The organism is Burkholderia sp. BCC1208 (assembly GCF_902833095.1).
Taxonomy (GTDB): domain Bacteria; phylum Pseudomonadota; class Gammaproteobacteria; order Burkholderiales; family Burkholderiaceae; genus Burkholderia.
On the sequence record NZ_CADFDY010000011.1, the window covers coordinates 193,266 to 209,098 of the forward strand.

14 protein-coding genes and 1 pseudogene are annotated in these 15,833 nt (G+C 67.8%); 11 read left to right on the forward strand and 4 right to left on the reverse strand.

Features of this window, described 5'->3' with window-relative positions; all coding sequences use genetic code 11:
• Positions 1 to 59: 59 nt before the first annotated feature.
• Positions 60 to 887: a carbon-nitrogen hydrolase family protein gene (locus HWX09_RS26285; RefSeq protein ID WP_027783613.1), complete on the forward strand. Its 828-nt coding sequence runs from the start codon at positions 60 to 62 to the stop codon at positions 885 to 887.
• 85 nt (positions 888 to 972) lie between these two features.
• Positions 973 to 2,439: a metalloprotease TldD gene (gene tldD / locus HWX09_RS26290; protein ID WP_027783612.1), complete on the forward strand. Its 1,467-nt coding sequence runs from the start codon at positions 973 to 975 to the stop codon at positions 2,437 to 2,439.
• Positions 2,440 to 2,549: 110 nt separating this feature from the next.
• Here the strand turns inward: tldD and HWX09_RS26295 are convergent, their stop codons facing one another.
• Positions 2,550 to 2,837, reverse strand: a complete 288-nt coding sequence (locus HWX09_RS26295) for a hypothetical protein (protein WP_175888602.1) — start codon at positions 2,835 to 2,837, stop codon at positions 2,550 to 2,552.
• On the opposite strand from HWX09_RS26295, the gene aroG reads away from it, so the two are divergent.
• Together aroG and HWX09_RS26305 are read left to right on the forward strand one after the other, a co-directional pair.
• Positions 2,836 to 3,909, forward strand: coding sequence for a 3-deoxy-7-phosphoheptulonate synthase AroG (aroG, locus tag HWX09_RS26300; RefSeq protein WP_027783611.1), 1,074 nt, complete (start codon positions 2,836 to 2,838; stop codon positions 3,907 to 3,909). The two genes, HWX09_RS26295 and aroG, sit on opposite strands and share 2 nt — an antisense overlap.
• Before the next feature lie 18 nt (positions 3,910 to 3,927).
• Positions 3,928 to 4,032: pseudogene (locus HWX09_RS26305) on the forward strand (PIN domain nuclease); the annotation flags it as partial.
• An 87-nt stretch (positions 4,033 to 4,119) separates the two neighbouring features.
• On the opposite strand, the gene hmpA reads toward HWX09_RS26305, so the two are convergent.
• Both hmpA and HWX09_RS26315 read right to left on the reverse strand, forming a co-directional pair.
• Positions 4,120 to 5,328 (reverse strand): NO-inducible flavohemoprotein, encoded by a 1,209-nt coding sequence (gene hmpA, locus HWX09_RS26310; RefSeq protein WP_027783610.1) that lies wholly within the window; start codon positions 5,326 to 5,328, stop codon positions 4,120 to 4,122.
• Positions 5,329 to 5,422: 94 nt separating this feature from the next.
• Complete coding sequence (locus HWX09_RS26315; RefSeq protein WP_027783609.1) at positions 5,423 to 5,974, reverse strand: cob(I)yrinic acid a,c-diamide adenosyltransferase; 552 nt, start codon at positions 5,972 to 5,974, stop codon at positions 5,423 to 5,425.
• 136 nt (positions 5,975 to 6,110) lie between these two features.
• Between HWX09_RS26315 and HWX09_RS26320 the strand changes: the two genes are divergently transcribed.
• The 7 genes from HWX09_RS26320 (at position 6,111) to proC (ending at position 14,740) form a co-directional block, all read left to right on the forward strand.
• Complete coding sequence (locus tag HWX09_RS26320) at positions 6,111 to 7,520, forward strand: FAD-linked oxidase C-terminal domain-containing protein (protein ID WP_027783608.1); 1,410 nt, start codon at positions 6,111 to 6,113, stop codon at positions 7,518 to 7,520.
• 159 nt (positions 7,521 to 7,679) lie between these two features.
• The gene (locus HWX09_RS26325; protein ID WP_027781481.1) at positions 7,680 to 8,699 is read left to right on the forward strand and encodes an IS110 family transposase; all 1,020 of its coding nucleotides are present in this window, start codon (positions 7,680 to 7,682) and stop codon (positions 8,697 to 8,699) included.
• 286 nt (positions 8,700 to 8,985) lie between these two features.
• Positions 8,986 to 10,479: an FAD-linked oxidase C-terminal domain-containing protein gene (locus HWX09_RS26330; protein WP_027783607.1), complete on the forward strand. Its 1,494-nt coding sequence runs from the start codon at positions 8,986 to 8,988 to the stop codon at positions 10,477 to 10,479.
• 185 nt (positions 10,480 to 10,664) lie between these two features.
• Entirely contained in the window at positions 10,665 to 11,753 is a 1,089-nt protein-coding gene (gene glcE / locus HWX09_RS26335; protein WP_027783606.1) for a glycolate oxidase subunit GlcE, read from the forward strand.
• A 1-nt stretch (position 11,754) separates the two neighbouring features.
• Entirely contained in the window at positions 11,755 to 12,981 is a 1,227-nt protein-coding gene (gene glcF, locus HWX09_RS26340) for a glycolate oxidase subunit GlcF (RefSeq protein WP_027783605.1), read from the forward strand.
• Between the two features lie 194 nt (positions 12,982 to 13,175).
• Positions 13,176 to 13,874 carry a YggS family pyridoxal phosphate-dependent enzyme gene (locus HWX09_RS26345; protein ID WP_027783604.1) on the forward strand — a complete coding sequence of 233 codons (699 nt, stop codon included), beginning with the start codon at positions 13,176 to 13,178 and terminating at the stop codon, positions 13,872 to 13,874.
• 53 nt (positions 13,875 to 13,927) lie between these two features.
• Positions 13,928 to 14,740 (forward strand): pyrroline-5-carboxylate reductase, encoded by an 813-nt coding sequence (gene proC / locus HWX09_RS26350; protein WP_027783603.1) that lies wholly within the window; start codon positions 13,928 to 13,930, stop codon positions 14,738 to 14,740.
• A gap of 109 nt (positions 14,741 to 14,849) precedes the next feature.
• On the opposite strand, the gene ubiA is transcribed toward proC, so the two are convergent.
• Entirely contained in the window at positions 14,850 to 15,713 is an 864-nt protein-coding gene (gene ubiA / locus HWX09_RS26355) for a 4-hydroxybenzoate octaprenyltransferase (protein ID WP_027783602.1), read from the reverse strand.
• Positions 15,714 to 15,833 lie beyond the last annotated feature (120 nt).

Here is a 15,833-nt window from a genome sequence, read left to right on the forward strand (position 1 = left end):
CGCATCGAACCGCGCAGGGCGCCGGGCCGCACCCCATTTATGACGCAACCGATTCCGCGATGACCGACCACGCCCGTTCCGCCACGCCCTTCCGGGTCGCCGCGCTGCAGATGGTGAGCACGCCGGACGTCACACGCAATCTGGCCGAAGCACGCCGCCTGATCGCGGAAGCCGCCGGCGAAGGCGCGCAGCTCGTGCTGCTGCCGGAGTATTTCTGCTTCATGGGTCACCGCGACACCGACAAGCTCGCGCTCGCCGAACCGTACCGGGACGGCCCGATCCAGCAGTTCCTCGCCGACGCCGCGCGCCGCCACGGCATCTGGGTGATCGGCGGCACGCTGCCGCTGAAGGCGCCGGAACCCGATCGCGTGCTGAACACCACGCTCGTGTTCGATCCATTCGGCAACGAAGCCGCGCGCTACGACAAGATCCACCTGTTCAACTTCGAGAAAGGCGACGAATCGTTCGACGAGGCGCGCACGATCCGCGCGGGCGACACGGTCGTCGCGTTCGACGCGCCGTTCGGGCAGGTCGGCCTGTCGGTCTGTTACGATCTCCGCTTTCCGGAGCTGTACCGCCGCATGGGCGACTGCGCGTTGATGGTCGTGCCGTCGGCGTTTACGTATACGACGGGCCGCGCGCACTGGGAAACGCTGCTGCGCGCGCGGGCCGTCGAGAACCAGTGCTACGTGCTCGCGGCCGCGCAGGGCGGCAAGCACGAGAACGGCCGGCGCACGTGGGGCCACAGCATGCTGATCGACCCGTGGGGCGAAACCGTCGCGGTGCGCGACGAGGGCGCCAGCGTCGTGCTCGGCACGATCGATCCGCAGCGCATCGCCGACGTACGCCAGAGCCTGCCCGCGTGGCGGCACCGCGTGCTGACCTGAATCCGCCGCACCGCTTGAAACGCCGCGCGGCCCAACCGTCTGCCCGGCAGCACCCGACAACTTTTTGAGAACTCCCGATATCCGCATGAACATCATCGAACCCGGCATCCGCAACCTCGCGCTGGCGAAGGACATCCTGCTCACGCCGTACGGCCTCGACGAAAGCCTGCTCACGCGCACGATCGCCGACATCTTCACGCATCGCGTCGACTACGCGGATCTGTACTTCCAGGCGACGCGCAGCGAAGCGTGGAGCCTCGAGGAAGGCATCGTCAAATCGGGCAGCTTCAGCATCGACCAGGGCGTCGGCGTGCGCGCGGTCGCGGGCGACCGCACCGCGTTCGCGTATTCGGACGACCTGTCGCCCGAAGCGATCGCGCAAGCCGCCGCCGCGACCAAGGCGATCGCGGCGGCCGGCGGCGGCCGCCAGAAGATCAAGGCAGCCACGTCGCTGACGGGCATCTCCGGCCGCGACCTGTACCTGCCGTCCGACCCGCTCGCGTCGCTCGACGCGACGGCCAAGGTCAAGCTGCTCGAACGCATCGAGCAGATGGCGCGCGGGCGCGACCCGCGCGTCACGCAGGTGATGGCCGGGCTCGCCGGCGAATACGACGTCGTGCTGGTCGCGCGCAGCGACGGCGCGCTCGCGGCCGACATCCGGCCGCTCGTGCGCGTGTCGGTCACGGTGATCGCCGAACAGAACGGCCGCCGCGAGATCGGCTCGGGCGGCGGCGGCGGCCGCTTCGACTACGGCTACTTCACCGACGAAATCCTGTCGCGCTATGTCGACGACGCCGTGCACGCGGCGCTCGTCAACCTCGATGCCCGCCCCGCGCCGGCCGGCGCGATGACGGTCGTGCTCGGGCCGGGCTGGCCGGGCGTGCTGCTGCACGAGGCGATCGGCCACGGTCTCGAAGGCGACTTCAACCGCAAGGGCTCGTCCGCGTTCGCGGGCCGGATCGGCGAGCAGGTCGCCGCGAAGGGCGTGACCGTCGTCGACGACGGCACGCTGCCGAACCGCCGCGGCTCGCTGAACATCGACGACGAAGGCAACCCGACGCAGTGCACGACGCTGATCGAGGACGGCATCCTGAAGGGCTACATCCAGGACACGCTGAACGCGCGGCTGATGAAAATGCCGGTCACGGGCAACGCGCGGCGCGAGTCGTACGCGGCGCTGCCGATGCCGCGCATGACGAACACCTACATGCTGAACGGCGACAAGGATCCGCAGGAAATCATCGCGTCGGTGAAGAACGGCCTGTACGCGGTGAATTTCGGCGGCGGCCAGGTCGACATCACGAACGGCAAGTTCGTGTTCTCGGCGTCCGAGGCGTACATGATCGAGAACGGCAAGGTCACCTACCCGGTGAAGGGCGCGACGCTGATCGGCAGCGGCCCGGAATCGCTGAAGTACGTGAGCATGATCGGCAATGACATGTCGCTCGACACGGGCGTCGGCGTGTGCGGCAAGGAGGGCCAGAGCGTGCCGGTCGGCGTCGGCCAGCCGACCCTGCGGATCGACAAGATGACGGTCGGCGGTACGGCATAACCGCATCGCGGCGCAGACAATCCGCGCATTTTTATGAAAACGCGCGGATTATCCGCATTTTCGACGGCTCCCGGTTGCCAGCCGCCCGGGGACCGGGTATAAATTCCGAATCAACTTTTTTGACGAGCCGAATTTCCGTCATGTCCGCCAAGTTTTACTTTTACTTTTTTTGGTATCTCAGACCGCTGGCGGATCGAGAGGGTTGATGGCGCGTAAAGCGCAACCGAAATTCCCGAAAAAACCGCCGGCGAACCCGGCGGTTTTTTTTCGCCCTTCGCCAGCCGGTCGCCGCCGCAGCGGTCCCGCGGCCCGACCGGTACCCCTGAATTGCCTGCATCGATGAATCTGCCGCACACGCACTGACCGAACGGCGCCCGCAAAATTAGGAGAAACAGCATGCCCCCGCACAACACCGACGACGTCCGCATTCGCGAACTCAAGGAACTGACGCCGCCCGCCCACCTGATCCGCGAATTCGCGTGCTCCGAAGCCGCGTCCGAGCTGATCTACCACTCGCGCCAGTCGATGCACCGCATCCTGCACGGGATGGACGACCGGCTGATCGTCGTGATCGGGCCGTGCTCGATCCACGACACGAAGGCGGCGATCGAATACGCGGGCCGGCTCGTGAAGGAGCGCGAGCGCTTCAACGGCGAACTGGAAATCGTGATGCGCGTGTACTTCGAGAAGCCGCGCACGACGGTCGGCTGGAAGGGGCTCATCAACGATCCGCACCTCGACAACAGCTTCAAGATCAACGAAGGGCTGCGCACCGCGCGCGAGCTGCTGCTGCAGATCAACGAAATGGGGCTGCCGGCCGCGACCGAATACCTCGACATGATCAGCCCGCAGTACATCGCCGACCTGATCTCGTGGGGCGCGATCGGCGCGCGCACGACCGAGTCGCAGGTGCACCGCGAGCTCGCGTCGGGGCTGTCGTGCCCGGTCGGCTTCAAGAACGGCACCGACGGCAACGTGAAGATCGCGGTCGACGCGATCAAGGCCGCGTCGCAGCCGCACCATTTCCTGTCGGTGACGAAGGGCGGCCATTCGGCGATCGTGTCGACGGCCGGCAACGAGGACTGCCACGTGATCCTGCGCGGCGGCAAGGCGCCTAACTACGACGCGGACAGCGTGAACGCCGCCTGCGCGGACATCGGCAAGGCCGGCCTCGCCGCGCGCCTGATGATCGACGCGAGCCACGCGAACAGCTCGAAGAAGCACGAGAACCAGATCCCCGTGTGTGCCGACATCGGCCGCCAGATCGCGGCCGGCGACGAACGCATCGTCGGCGTGATGATCGAGTCGCACCTCGTCGAGGGCCGCCAGGACCTGAAGGAAGGCTGCGCGCTGACCTACGGCCAGAGCATCACCGATGCGTGCATCGCGTGGGACGACAGCGTGAAGGTGCTCGAAGGCCTCGCGGAGTCGGTCAAGGCACGTCGCGTCGCGCGCGGCAGCGGCAACTGACGAACGCAAGCAGGCTCGTTCGATCGCGTGATGGTTGCCCAGGCGCTTCACGAGGGCATGCCGCTCGTCAGTGCCGACCCAAAAGTATGGCGCTATCACGCGACGCTGATGCTGCGCGCGTGACGCCATCTGCATGACACCGCAAGCGACAAAATCGAAGCCCGGCTCGCGCCGGGCTTTTTTATCGGCCGGAAACCCGCCGTGCGCGCATTACTCGAGCGCACCCGACCCGAAGATCTCGGTATTCACGCGTTCCGGCGCGACGCCGAGCGCGACGAGCGCGTCGCGCTGTGCCTTCATGAACGCGATCGGGCCGCAGATGTAGTAATCGGCGTCCGGCACCAGCGCGTACTGCTGCACGCGCTCCGGCGTGAGGCGCCCTTCGAGGTCGTGGTCGATGCCGACGCGATCGTTCGGGCCGACCAGTTCATACAGCACCGTGCGCTTGACGTTCCCGTGCTCGCCGACGGTATCGTTCAGCCAGTCGCGGAACGCGTGCACCGCACCCGAACGGCATGCGTGGACGAACCGCACGTCGCGCTTGCTGCCTTCGGCGATCAGCGTCGACGCCATCGACATCATCGGCGTGATGCCGACCCCGCCCGAGATCAGCACGACCGGCGTATCGGCATCCCGCTTCAGCGAAAAGTCGCCCATCGGCGCGGTCACTTCGACGATCGCGCCCTCCTCTACCCCGTCGTGCATCAGCGTCGACACCTTGCCGGCCGGGATCGCCTCCGCCTTGCCGGCCTCGCGCTTCACCGAGATGCGCAGCCACTTGCCGTGCGGCGCATCGGACAGGCTGTACTGGCGCGGCTGGTCGACGCCGAGATCGCCGACGAAGCGCTTCACCGTGATGTACTGGCCCGGATCGAACGTCGGCGCCTCGCCGCCGTCGGCGGGCGTCAGGTAGAACGACGTGATCTCGTCGCTTTCACGCACCTTGCGCGCGACCTTGAACGGGCGGAAGCCGCTCCACGCGGCGTTCGCGTACAGGTCGGCCTCGGCGCCGATCATGATCTGCGCGAGCTGGCCGTATGCGACGCGCCACGCTTCGAGCGTGTCGGCATCGACCGCGTCGCCGAGCACTTCGACGATCGACGCGAGCAGGTTCTCGCCGACGATCGGGTAATGCTCGGGGCGGATGTTCAGGCTCGCGTGCTTGTGCGAGATGCGCGACACCGCGCCGCCCAGCGCACCGAGGTTGTCGATGTTCGCCGCATACGCATAGACGGCCTTCGCGAGCGTCTCGGGCTGGCTGCCGGTCTTCTGGTGCGTCTGGTTGAACAGGTTCTTCAGTTCCGGATGACGCGCGAACATGCGCTGATAGAAATGCTTCGTGATCGTCGCGCCGTGCTCGGCGAGGACGGGGGCGGTGGCCTTCACACGGGCCATCTGGTCAGCGGTGATGTGGGTCATGTTCGTTCTCCGTTAAACATGCACATACGATACATGTTTAAAAACAGGCGCCCCTCGGGCAAATTGTCGCAGTGCGCAAAAACGCGACGGCAGGCTAGCGGACGCGCCCGCGCTCCCACAGCACGTCGGCGCCGCCGCCGGCGCGGTTCAGCACGCGCGCCAGCACGAACAGCAGGTCGGACAGCCGGTTCACGTACCGCCGCGGTGCATCATTGAGCGTGTCGCCGCGCCCGAGCGCGACGATCGAGCGCTCCGCGCGGCGGCACACGGTTCGGCAGACGTGCGCGAGCGATGCGGCGCGCGAGCCGGCCGGCAGGATGAATTCCTTCAGCGGCGGCAGCGTCGCGTTGTAGTCGGCGAGCCACTGGTCGAGGCGCGCGAGGTGCGTATCGTCGAGCACCGTGTGGCCGGGAATGCACAGCTCGCCGCCGAGATCGAACAGGTCGTGCTGGATCGTGACGAGCGCCGTGCGCACGTCGTCCGGCAACGCCTCGGCCAGCAGCACGCCGAGATTCGAGTTCAGTTCGTCGACGTCGCCGATCGCGGCGATCCGCGCGTCGTCCTTGCCGATGCGCCGCCCGTCGCCCAGCCCGGTGGTACCGTCGTCGCCCGTGCGCGTCGCGATCTTGCTCAAGCGGTTGCCCATGCGAATGTCCTCTCGTGCGCGGCCGCCACGCGGCCCGGTTGGCTGGAACGCGATTATCGCAGCCCGCGGCGGGAGGCGCAGCGAACGTTACAGCGTAGAATGAGCCGACAGTATGACAAGCAGTCAGGAGACATTCGTGAACCACCCTGCCCCGCCGGCCGCCACGCGCCGCCCGCTGCCCCCCGCCATGCTCGATGCGCTGCGCGCCGCTTTCGGCGAGCGCGTGTCGACCGCCGACGCGGTTCGCGCCCATCACGGCCGCGACGAATCCCCGTTCGATCCGCAACTGCCCGACGCCGTCGTGTTCGCGCACAGCACCGACGACGTGCGCGAAGTCGTGTCGCTGTGCTCGCTCTACAGCGTGCCGCTGATCCCGTACGGCGCCGGCTCGTCGCTCGAAGGCCACCTGCTCGCGGTGCGCGGCGGCGTGTCGCTCGACCTGTCGGAAATGAACCGCGTGCTGTCGATCAACGCCGAAGACCTGACCGTGACGGTCGAGCCGGGCATCACGCGCAAGGCGCTCAACGAGGCGCTGCGCGACACCGGCCTGTTCTTCCCGATCGATCCGGGCGCCGACGCCAGCATCGGCGGGATGACCGCGACCCGCGCGTCGGGCACCAACGCCGTGCGCTACGGCACGATGCGCGAGAACGTGCTCGGCCTGAGCGCGGTGCTCGCGGACGGCCGCGTGGTCAAGACCGGCTCGCGCGCGCGCAAGTCGTCGGCCGGCTACGACCTCACGCGGCTGTTCGTCGGGTCCGAAGGCACGCTCGGCGTGATCACCGAGATCACGCTGCGCCTGCACCCGCTGCCCGAGGCCGTATCGGCCGCGATCTGCACGTTCCCGACGATGGGCGACGCAGTCCGCACGGTGATCGAGACGATCCAGATCGGCGTACCGATCGCGCGCGTCGAATTCGTCGACGCGCTCGCGGTGCGCTCGATCAACCGTCACTCGAACCTGACGCTGACCGAAGCGCCGACGCTGTTCTTCGAATTCCACGGCACCGACGCCGGCGTGAAGGAGCAGGCCGAACTCGTGCAGGCGCTCGCCGGCCAGAACGCCGGCCAGGGCTTCGAATGGGCGACGCGCCCCGAGGATCGCACGCGGCTCTGGTCCGCGCGCCACAACGCGTACTTCGCGATGCTGCAGTTGAAGCCCGGCTGCCGCGCGGTGACGACCGACGTGTGCGTGCCGATCTCGCAGCTCGCCGCGTGCGTCGAGGAAACCGAGGTCGACCTGCGCGCGTCGTCGCTGCCCTGCCCGATCGTCGGCCACGTCGGCGACGGCAATTTCCACGTCGCGATCCTGATCGATCCCGACAAGCCCGAGGAGCTCGCCGAAGCCGAGCACATCAACGACCGGATCGTCGAGCGCGCGCTGCGCCTGGGCGGCACCTGCACGGGCGAGCACGGCGTCGGGCTGCACAAGATGCGCTTCCTGCCGAAGGAGCACGGCGACAACGCGATCGACACGATGCGCGCGATCAAGCTCGCGCTCGATCCGCGCAACCTGATGAATCCGGGCAAGATTTTCACGTGCTGACACGGCGGCGCGACGTCGCGCCCCACGCAGGAGAATTGAAATGAACGCGTCCCACCCGGAGCCGAGAGAGCAGAAGAAGGGGTGGATCCTCACGGGCCGACGGCATCAAAGTGCCCAGGTGGAAAATGCACGCATTTCCCGGCAACCGGAGGATCCACGATGAACAGTATGACCGTGGGCGTAGATATCGCCAAGCAGGTTTTCCAGGTGCATTACGTCGATCAGGCAACTGGAGAAATCGTGAACAAACCGATCAAACGGGCGAAGTTTCTCGAGTACTTCGCGAACCGTGTGCGATGCCTGATCGGGATGGAAGCGTGCGGCGGTGCGCACCACTGGGCTCGACAACTGCGGCAGATGGGTCACGAGGTCAGACTGATGCCAGCGGAGTTCGTGAAGGCATTCAACATCCGCAATAAGAACGATGCGGCGGATGCGCGGGCGATCTGGCTGGCGGTGCAGCAACCGGGCAGGCCAGTGGCGGTGAAAACGGAAATGCAGCAGGCGATGCTGGCACTGCACCGGATGCGCGAGCAGTTGGTGAAGTTCCGCACGATGCAGAGCAACGGATTGCGCGGGCTGATGACGGAGTACGGCGAGGTGATGAGCCGTGGCCGAGCGAAGCTGGACCAGGAAATACCCATCGCGCTTGACCGGCTCGAGCAGCGCCTGCCGGCAGCGCTGATCGATACGTTGCGTGAACAGTGGAACGGGTTGGCGAGGCTCGACGAGCAGATTGCCGAGATCGAACGTCGGATGCGCGAATGGAAGAAGGAAGACAAGGCCGTTGCGGCGATCAGCGAGATACCCGGCGTGGGCTTGCTGACGTCGACGGCGGCAGTGGCGATGATGGGCGACGCGAAGGCGTTTCGCTCAGGACGCGAATTCGCCGCGTGGGCAGGTTTGGTACCGAAGCAGACGGGCTCGGGCGGCAAGGTGAACTTGCACGGCATCAGCAAGAGGGGCGACACCTATCTGCGCACGCTGTTGATTCACGGCGCGCGAAGCGTGTTGAACCATGCGAAAGAGCCGGGCCCATGGGTCGAGCAGATGAAGAAGCGGCGGCCAGCAAATGTAGTGATCGTGGCACTGGCCAACAAGATGGCACGGACGATCTGGGCGGTACTGGCCCATGAGCGGCCGTACCGGAAGGACTACGTGAGCGTGAAGCCAGCCTGAAATCGGCCACGCGAGGTAGAAAATCAACGTTTAACACAGGGTGAACGTCGAAAGGTTGCGCAGCAATCGAGTGTGATGACAAGCCAGGTAGGACCGGGACTCGCTAAACCTGTATGAGGTGACGGGCTTCGAGCTCGCCAGGAGAATGAGGCGCGAGTCAGCGAATTTCATAGGGGCCCGCAGCGGCTGCACCAGCTGCATCAAGGCCGGATATAGAGCTGCAGCCCATCCTGTCCGTCGAAACACGAGAAAACTGTTGCAAACGGGACGCGTTCATATAGACCTCATGAACGCTCCCGTCGAACTGTCGAGCGCCGCACGCGCGCAGCGCCAGCGCGAAGTCGTGCAGGCGCTGATGGCCGTGCTGCCGACGCATTGCCTGCTGTACCGCGACGAGGACACGGCGCCGTACGAATGCGACGGCCTGTCCGCGTACCGCCGGCTACCGCTCGCGGTCGCATTGCCCGAGACGGAGTCGCAGGTGCAGCGGGTCGTGCAGATCTGCCGCCGCATGGAAGTGCCGATCGTGCCGCGCGGCGCCGGCACCAGCCTGTCGGGCGGCGCGCTGCCGATGGCGCTCGGCGTCGTGCTGTCGCTCGCGCGCTTCACGCGCATCGTCGAAGTCGACCCGTACGCGCGCACGGCGACCGTACAGCCCGGCGTGCGCAATCTCGCGATCTCGGAAGCGGCCGCGCCGTACGGCCTGTATTACGCGCCCGATCCGTCGTCGCAGATCGCCTGCACGATCGGCGGCAACGTCGCGGAAAATTCCGGCGGCGTGCACTGCCTGAAATACGGGCTGACCGTGCACAACGTGATGCGCGTGCGCGCGGTGACGATCGACGGCGAGATCGTCGAATTCGGCTCGCTCGCGCTCGACATGCCGGGCCTCGACCTGCTCGCCGTGATGATCGGCAGCGAAGGGATGTTCGCGATCGTCACCGAGGTCACGGTGCGACTGATCCCGAAGCCGCAGACCGCGCAGCTCGTGATGGCGAGTTTCGACGACGTCGTCAAGGGCGGCGAGGCCGTCGCGGCGATCATCGCGTCGGGCATCATCCCGGCCGGGCTCGAGATGATGGACAAGCCGGCCACGCAAGCCGTCGAGGCCTTCACGCACGCGGGCTACGACCTCGATGCGAAGGCGATCCTGCTGTGCGAATCGGACGGCACGCCCGAAGAAGTCGCCGAGGAAATCGTGCGGATGACGGCCGTGCTGCGCGAACACGGCGCGACGCGCATCCAGGTGTCGCGCAACGAAAGCGAGCGGCTGCGCTTCTGGTCCGGCCGCAAGAACGCGTTCCCGGCCGCCGGCCGCATTTCCGCCGATTACTACTGCATGGACGGCACCGTGCCGCGCCGCGCGATCGGCCCGCTGCTCGCGCGCATCGAGCAGCTCGAAACGCGCTACGGGCTGCGCTGCATCAACGTGTTCCATGCGGGCGACGGCAACATGCATCCGTTGATCCTGTACAACGCGAACGATCCGGACGAGCTGCACCGCGCCGAGCAGTTCGGCGCGGAAATCCTCGAATGCTGCGTGGAATTCGGCGGCAGCGTGACGGGCGAGCACGGTGTCGGTATCGAAAAACTCAATTCGATGTGCGTGCAGTTCTCGCCGCAGGAGCGCGATGCGTTCTTCGCGGTCAAGCGCGCATTCGATCCGGCCGGGCTGCTGAACCCGGACAAGGGCATCCCGACCCGCGCGCGCTGCGCCGAATACGGGCGTCAGCACGTGCGCGGCGGGCTGCTGCCGCACCCCGACCTGCCGCGCTTCTGAGCGGCGTGCGCGGGTCGCGGCCCGCACCGCCGGCCGCGGTGCGGGGGGCCGCCGTGCCCGCGCGGCACGTTCGCGTGCCGGCCCGGGCAGGCCGGATGCGAGACGGGGCTTAGGGATAGTCGCGATGTGCAATCGCGCCACCCCGGTACAATCGACCGGACAACGAGACGAGAAAGCAACAGAACATGGAAGAGGACGACATCGTCGCCGGATGGGCCGAGCGCATCCGCGCCGCCAGTGCCGACGGCCGGCCGCTGCGGATTCGCGGCGGCGGCACCAAGGACTGGTACGGCCAGGCGCTCGAGGGCGAAATACTCGACACGCGCGCGTTTCAGGGCGTCGTGTCGTACGACCCGGCCGAACTCGTCGTCACGGTCCGCGCGGGCACGCCGCTCGCGCAGCTTGAAACCGTCCTCGCCGAGTGCGGCCAGATGCTGCCGTTCGAGCCGCCGCACTTCGGCCGTTCGGCCACCGTCGGCGGCTGCGTCGCGGCCGGCCTCGCGGGCCCGCGCCGCGCCGCCTGCGGCGCACCGCGCGATTTCGTGCTCGGCACGACGCTGATGAACGGTCGCGGCGAAAGGCTGCGCTTCGGCGGCCAGGTCGTGAAGAACGTCGCCGGCTACGACGTATCGCGGCTGATGGCCGGCGCGCTCGGCACGCTCGGGCTGATGCTCGACCTGTCGATCAAGGTGCTGCCGATGCCGGTCGCCGAAGTCACGCTGAAGTTCGAGATGACCGCGACCGACGCGGTGCGCAAGCTCAACGAATGGGGCGGCCATCCGCTGCCGGTCAGCGCGAGCGCGTGGCGCAACGGCACGCTCGTGCTGCGCCTGTCGGGCGCGGAAGCCGCCGTGAAATCCGCGAAAACGCTGCTCGGCGGCGAAGTCGTCGACGCGGTCGAGGCCGAACGCTTCTGGTCCGGCCTGCGCGAGCATACCGATCCGTTCTTCAACGGCATCCCGCCCGGCTACGCGCTGTGGCGCCTGTCGCTGCCGTCGATCACCGAACCGATGCACCTGCCCGGCACCCAGTTGATGGAATGGGGCGGCGCGCAGCGCTGGTGGATCACCGACGCCGACGCGCAAACCGTGCGCATGAGCGCGAAGCAGGCCGGCGGGCATGCGACGCTGTTCCGCGCGGGCGACACCTACGACCGCAGCACGGGCGTGTTCACGCCGCTGCCCGCGCCGATGATGAAGATCCACCGCGGGCTGAAGAGCGCATTCGATCCCGCGCGCATCTTCAATCGCGGCCGGCTCTACCCGGATCTCTGAGATGCAAACGAACCTCGCCGATTTCATCCGCAATACGCCCGACGGCGACGAGGCCGACGCGATCCTGCGCAAGTGCGTGCACTGCGGGTTCTGCACCGCGACCTGCCCGACCTATCAACTGCTCGGCGACGAACTCGACGGCCCGCGCGGACGCATCTACCTGATCAAGCAGATGGTCGAGGGCGCACCCGTCACGCGCAGCACGCAACAGCATCTCGACCGCTGCCTCACCTGCCGCAGCTGCGAGACGACCTGCCCGTCCGGCGTCCAGTACGGCCGGCTCGTCGAGATCGGCCGCAAGCACGTGGAGGCGCAGGTGGAGCGCCCCGCGCAGCAGCGGCTCATGCGCCGCGTGCTCGCGAGTGTCGTGCCGAACGCCGCGCTGTTCTCGCCGGTGATGCGGCTCGGCCAGCACGTGCGGCCGCTGCTGCCGAAGCGGCTGCGCGACAAGGTGCCGCCGCGCACGCGGCTGCTCGAATGGCCGCACCGTACGCATACGCGCAAGATGCTGATGCTCGGCGGCTGCGTGCAGCCGTCGATGCTGCCGAACATCAACATCGCGACCGCGCGCGTGCTCGACGCGCTCGGCATCGAGACGGTCGTCTCGCCCGACGCGGGCTGCTGCGGCGCGATCCGCCTGCACCTGAACTATCACGACGAAGCGCTCGACGACGCGCGCCGCAACATCGACGCGTGGTGGCCCCACGTCGAACAGGGCGCCGAGGCGATCGTGATGAATGCATCGGGCTGCGGCGCGACGGTGCTCGAATACGCGCACCTGCTGCGCGACGATCCGGCCTACGCGGAAAAAGCGCAGCGCATCGTGTCGATGACGCGCGACATCTCCGACGTGCTGCTCGCGTTCGAGGCCGAACTCGCGACGATCGCCCGGCGCCGCGCGATCCATACGGTCGCGTACCACCCGCCGTGCACGCTGCAGCACGGGCAACAGTCGCGCGGCAAGGTCGAGCGCCTGCTCGAGACGCTCGGCATCGACGTGCGGCTGCCGGCCGACAGCCATCTGTGCTGCGGCTCGGCCGGCACCTACTCGCTGACGCAGCCGTCGCTGTCGTACCGGTTGCGCAAGCAGAAGCTGCTGAAGCTGCAGGCGCTCGAACCGCAGATGATCGTATCCGGCAACATCGGCTGCATCGCGCACCTGCAAAGCGGCACGCAGGTGCCGGTCGTCCACTGGGTCCAGCTCGTCGAGCATTTGCTGTACGGCTAGCGCCTGTTCCCGCTAATCACGAGCTTGTGCTGCCCTCCCGGAAGGACCGAGCGCAAGGACGGCGACGAAGCGAATACTCGACGTATTCGCGACGAGCATGACGCGGCGATCGGCCGCGCGGCGTCCGTATAATGAGCGGATCGGTGCGCCGCGGATCGCAGTGCATCGGCTTCATACCCGCTTCCGTGCCCGCCATGTCCGATCTCGCCGCCCGTCTCGACTCCGTTCATCGCCGCATCGCCGACGCCGCCCGCGCGGCCGGCCGCGATCCCGCCACCGTATCGCTGCTCGCCGTGTCGAAGACGTTTCCGGCCGACGACGTGCGCGCCGCGCACGCGGCCGGCCAGCGCGCCTTCGGCGAGAACTACGTGCAGGAGTCGATCGACAAGATCGACGCGCTCGCCGACCTGCGCGCGAGCCTCGAATGGCATTTCATCGGGCCGCTGCAATCGAACAAGACGCGCCCCGTCGCCGAGCGCTTCGACTGGGTCCATTCGGTCGACCGGCTGAAGATCGCCCAGCGCCTGTCGGAACAGCGCCCCGCGCACCTGCCGCCGCTCAACGTGTGCGTGCAGGTGAACATCAGCGGCGAGACGTCGAAGAGCGGCGTCGCGCCGGCCGACGTGGCCGAGGTCGCGCGTGCGGTCGCCGCGCTGCCGTCGCTGCGGCTGCGCGGCCTGATGGCGATTCCCGAACCGGCCGGCGACACCGACGCGCAACGCGCGCCGCATCGCGCGCTGCACGCGTTGTTCGACACGTTGCGCGCCGACGGCCTGCCGCTCGACACGCTGTCGATGGGCATGTCCGCCGATCTCGACGCGGCCGTGCTCGAAGGCGCGACGATCGTGCGCGTCGGCACCGCGATCTTCGGCGCGCGCGATTACTCGCGCTGAACGCCGCGCTCCTTTCCGCCTTTCCGTTCACTCACTCGCTCATTCCCGACATCATGAAAATCGCATTCATCGGCGGCGGCAACATGGCCGCGGCCCTGATCGGCGGCCTGATCAAGCGCGGCGTCGCCGCGGACGGCCTGTATGCCATCGACATCAACGAAGACGTCCGCGCGCGCGCCGCGCAGCAATTCGGCGTGCGCACCGGTGCGGCCGTCGACGCAACGCTCGCCGATTACGACGCGATCGTGCTCGCGGTGAAGCCGCAGGTGCTGAAGGACGTCGCGCAGGCGCTCGCGCCGCACCTGAAGTCGCAGCTCGTGATCAGCATCGCGGCCGGCATCCGCGGCACGGATCTCGCCCGCTGGCTCGGCGGCTACGCGCGCGTCGTCCGCACGATGCCGAACACGCCCGCGCTGGTCGGCATGGGCGTGACGGGCCTCGCCGCGCTGCCGGGCGTCGACGCGGCAGGCCGCGAACTCGCGTCGAGCGTGCTCGGCGCGGTCGGCGAGATCGTCTGGTTCGAAGACGAATCGCAGCTCGACGCGGTCACGGCGATTTCGGGCAGCGGCCCCGCGTACGTGTTCTATTTCATCGAAGCGCTGCAGGAAGCCGCGCGCCGTCTCGGCATGAACGACGAGCAGGGCCGCGCGCTCGCGGTCGCGACGTTCACGGGCGCCGCGCAACTCGCCGCGCAATCGGGCGAACCGGCGGGCGTGCTGCGCGAACGCGTGACGTCGAAGGGCGGCACGACGGCCGCCGCGCTCGCGGCGTTCGACGCGCAGGGCGTGAAGGAAGCGATCGTGCGCGGCGCGCTCGCGGCCGAAGCGCGCGCGAAGGAAATGGGCGACGAGTTCGGCGGCGCGTAAGCGCGACAACGGCGCCGGTCTGGCCGGCGCGGGACGTAAAAAAAGCGACCGTCGGGTCGCTTTTTTGTTGGCGCCGCGCGCACGAACGCGCGGTACGCCGGTGTGTCGTTCAGCTGCCGGCCAGCAGGTAATGCGCGGCGATGCCCGCGAACAGCACGCCGCCGAGCCAGTTGTTGTGGCGGAACGCGGCGAAGCAGGGCATCCGTTCGCGATCCTTGATCAGCGTGTAGTGATACAGCGCGCAGCCGACCGCCACCGCCCAGCCGGCCCAGTACGCGAGGCCGAAGCCGAGCGTCACGCCGATCCACACGTAGATGCCGAGCGTCACCGCGTAGCACGCCATCACGGCCGCGACGTCGAAACGGCCGAACGTCAGCGCGGACGTACGGATGCCGATCCTGATGTCGTCGTCGCGATCGACCATCGCATATTCGGTGTCGTACGCGACCGACCAGAAGATGTTCGCGACCAGCATCACCCACGCAAGCACCGGCACCGTGTCCTGCACGGCCGCGAACGCCATCGGGATGCCGAAGCCGAACGCGATGCCGAGATACGCCTGCGGAATCGCGAAGAAGCGCTTCATGAACGGATAGGAGCCGGCGACGAACAGCGCGACGACCGACAATTCCTTCGTCAGCGTATTGAGCGGCAGGATCAGCAGGAACGCGATGAACGACAGCCCGACCGCGATCGCGACGGCCTCCCACGCCCGGATCTTGCCCGACGTGAGCGGCCGGTCGGCCGTGCGCTTCACGTGGCGGTCGAAATCGCGGTCGGCGTAGTCGTTCATCGCGCAGCCGGCCGAGCGCATCAGCAGCGTGCCGAGCGTGAAGATCACGAGCAGCGGCCAGCGCGGATGGCCGTCCGACGCGATCCACAGCGCGTTGAGCGTCGGCCACAGCAGCAGCAGGCTGCCGATCGGCTTGTCCATCCGGACGAGCCGCAGATACAGGGGAAAGCGGGCAAGCATGGCGAAGCACCGGGAAGGGAATCCCGGCATTTTAGAGCCGAGCGGTGCTTCGCGTCATGTCGGCGCGACCCGCGGCCGGCGGTCGCGGCGGGCCGGCTGGCCGCCGCGGCCCGCTGCGCG

Coding starts and splice junctions, on each gene's coding strand:
- HWX09_RS26285 (WP_027783613.1), top strand. CDS start 60: ATGACCGACCACGCCCGTTCCGCCACGCCCTTCCGGGTCGCCGCGCTG.
- glcE (WP_027783606.1), top strand. CDS start 10,665: ATGGAAGAGGACGACATCGTCGCCGGATGGGCCGAGCGCATCCGCGCC.
- tldD (WP_027783612.1), top strand. CDS start 973: ATGAACATCATCGAACCCGGCATCCGCAACCTCGCGCTGGCGAAGGAC.
- HWX09_RS26345 (WP_027783604.1), top strand. CDS start 13,176: ATGTCCGATCTCGCCGCCCGTCTCGACTCCGTTCATCGCCGCATCGCC.
- HWX09_RS26325 (WP_027781481.1), top strand. CDS start 7,680: ATGAACAGTATGACCGTGGGCGTAGATATCGCCAAGCAGGTTTTCCAG.
- HWX09_RS26330 (WP_027783607.1), top strand. CDS start 8,986: ATGAACGCTCCCGTCGAACTGTCGAGCGCCGCACGCGCGCAGCGCCAG.
- hmpA (WP_027783610.1), bottom strand. CDS start 5,328: ATGACCCACATCACCGCTGACCAGATGGCCCGTGTGAAGGCCACCGCC.
- proC (WP_027783603.1), top strand. CDS start 13,928: ATGAAAATCGCATTCATCGGCGGCGGCAACATGGCCGCGGCCCTGATC.
- HWX09_RS26315 (WP_027783609.1), bottom strand. CDS start 5,974: ATGGGCAACCGCTTGAGCAAGATCGCGACGCGCACGGGCGACGACGGT.
- ubiA (WP_027783602.1), bottom strand. CDS start 15,713: ATGCTTGCCCGCTTTCCCCTGTATCTGCGGCTCGTCCGGATGGACAAG.
- aroG (WP_027783611.1), top strand. CDS start 2,836: ATGCCCCCGCACAACACCGACGACGTCCGCATTCGCGAACTCAAGGAA.
- glcF (WP_027783605.1), top strand. CDS start 11,755: ATGCAAACGAACCTCGCCGATTTCATCCGCAATACGCCCGACGGCGAC.
- HWX09_RS26295 (WP_175888602.1), bottom strand. CDS start 2,837: ATGCTGTTTCTCCTAATTTTGCGGGCGCCGTTCGGTCAGTGCGTGTGC.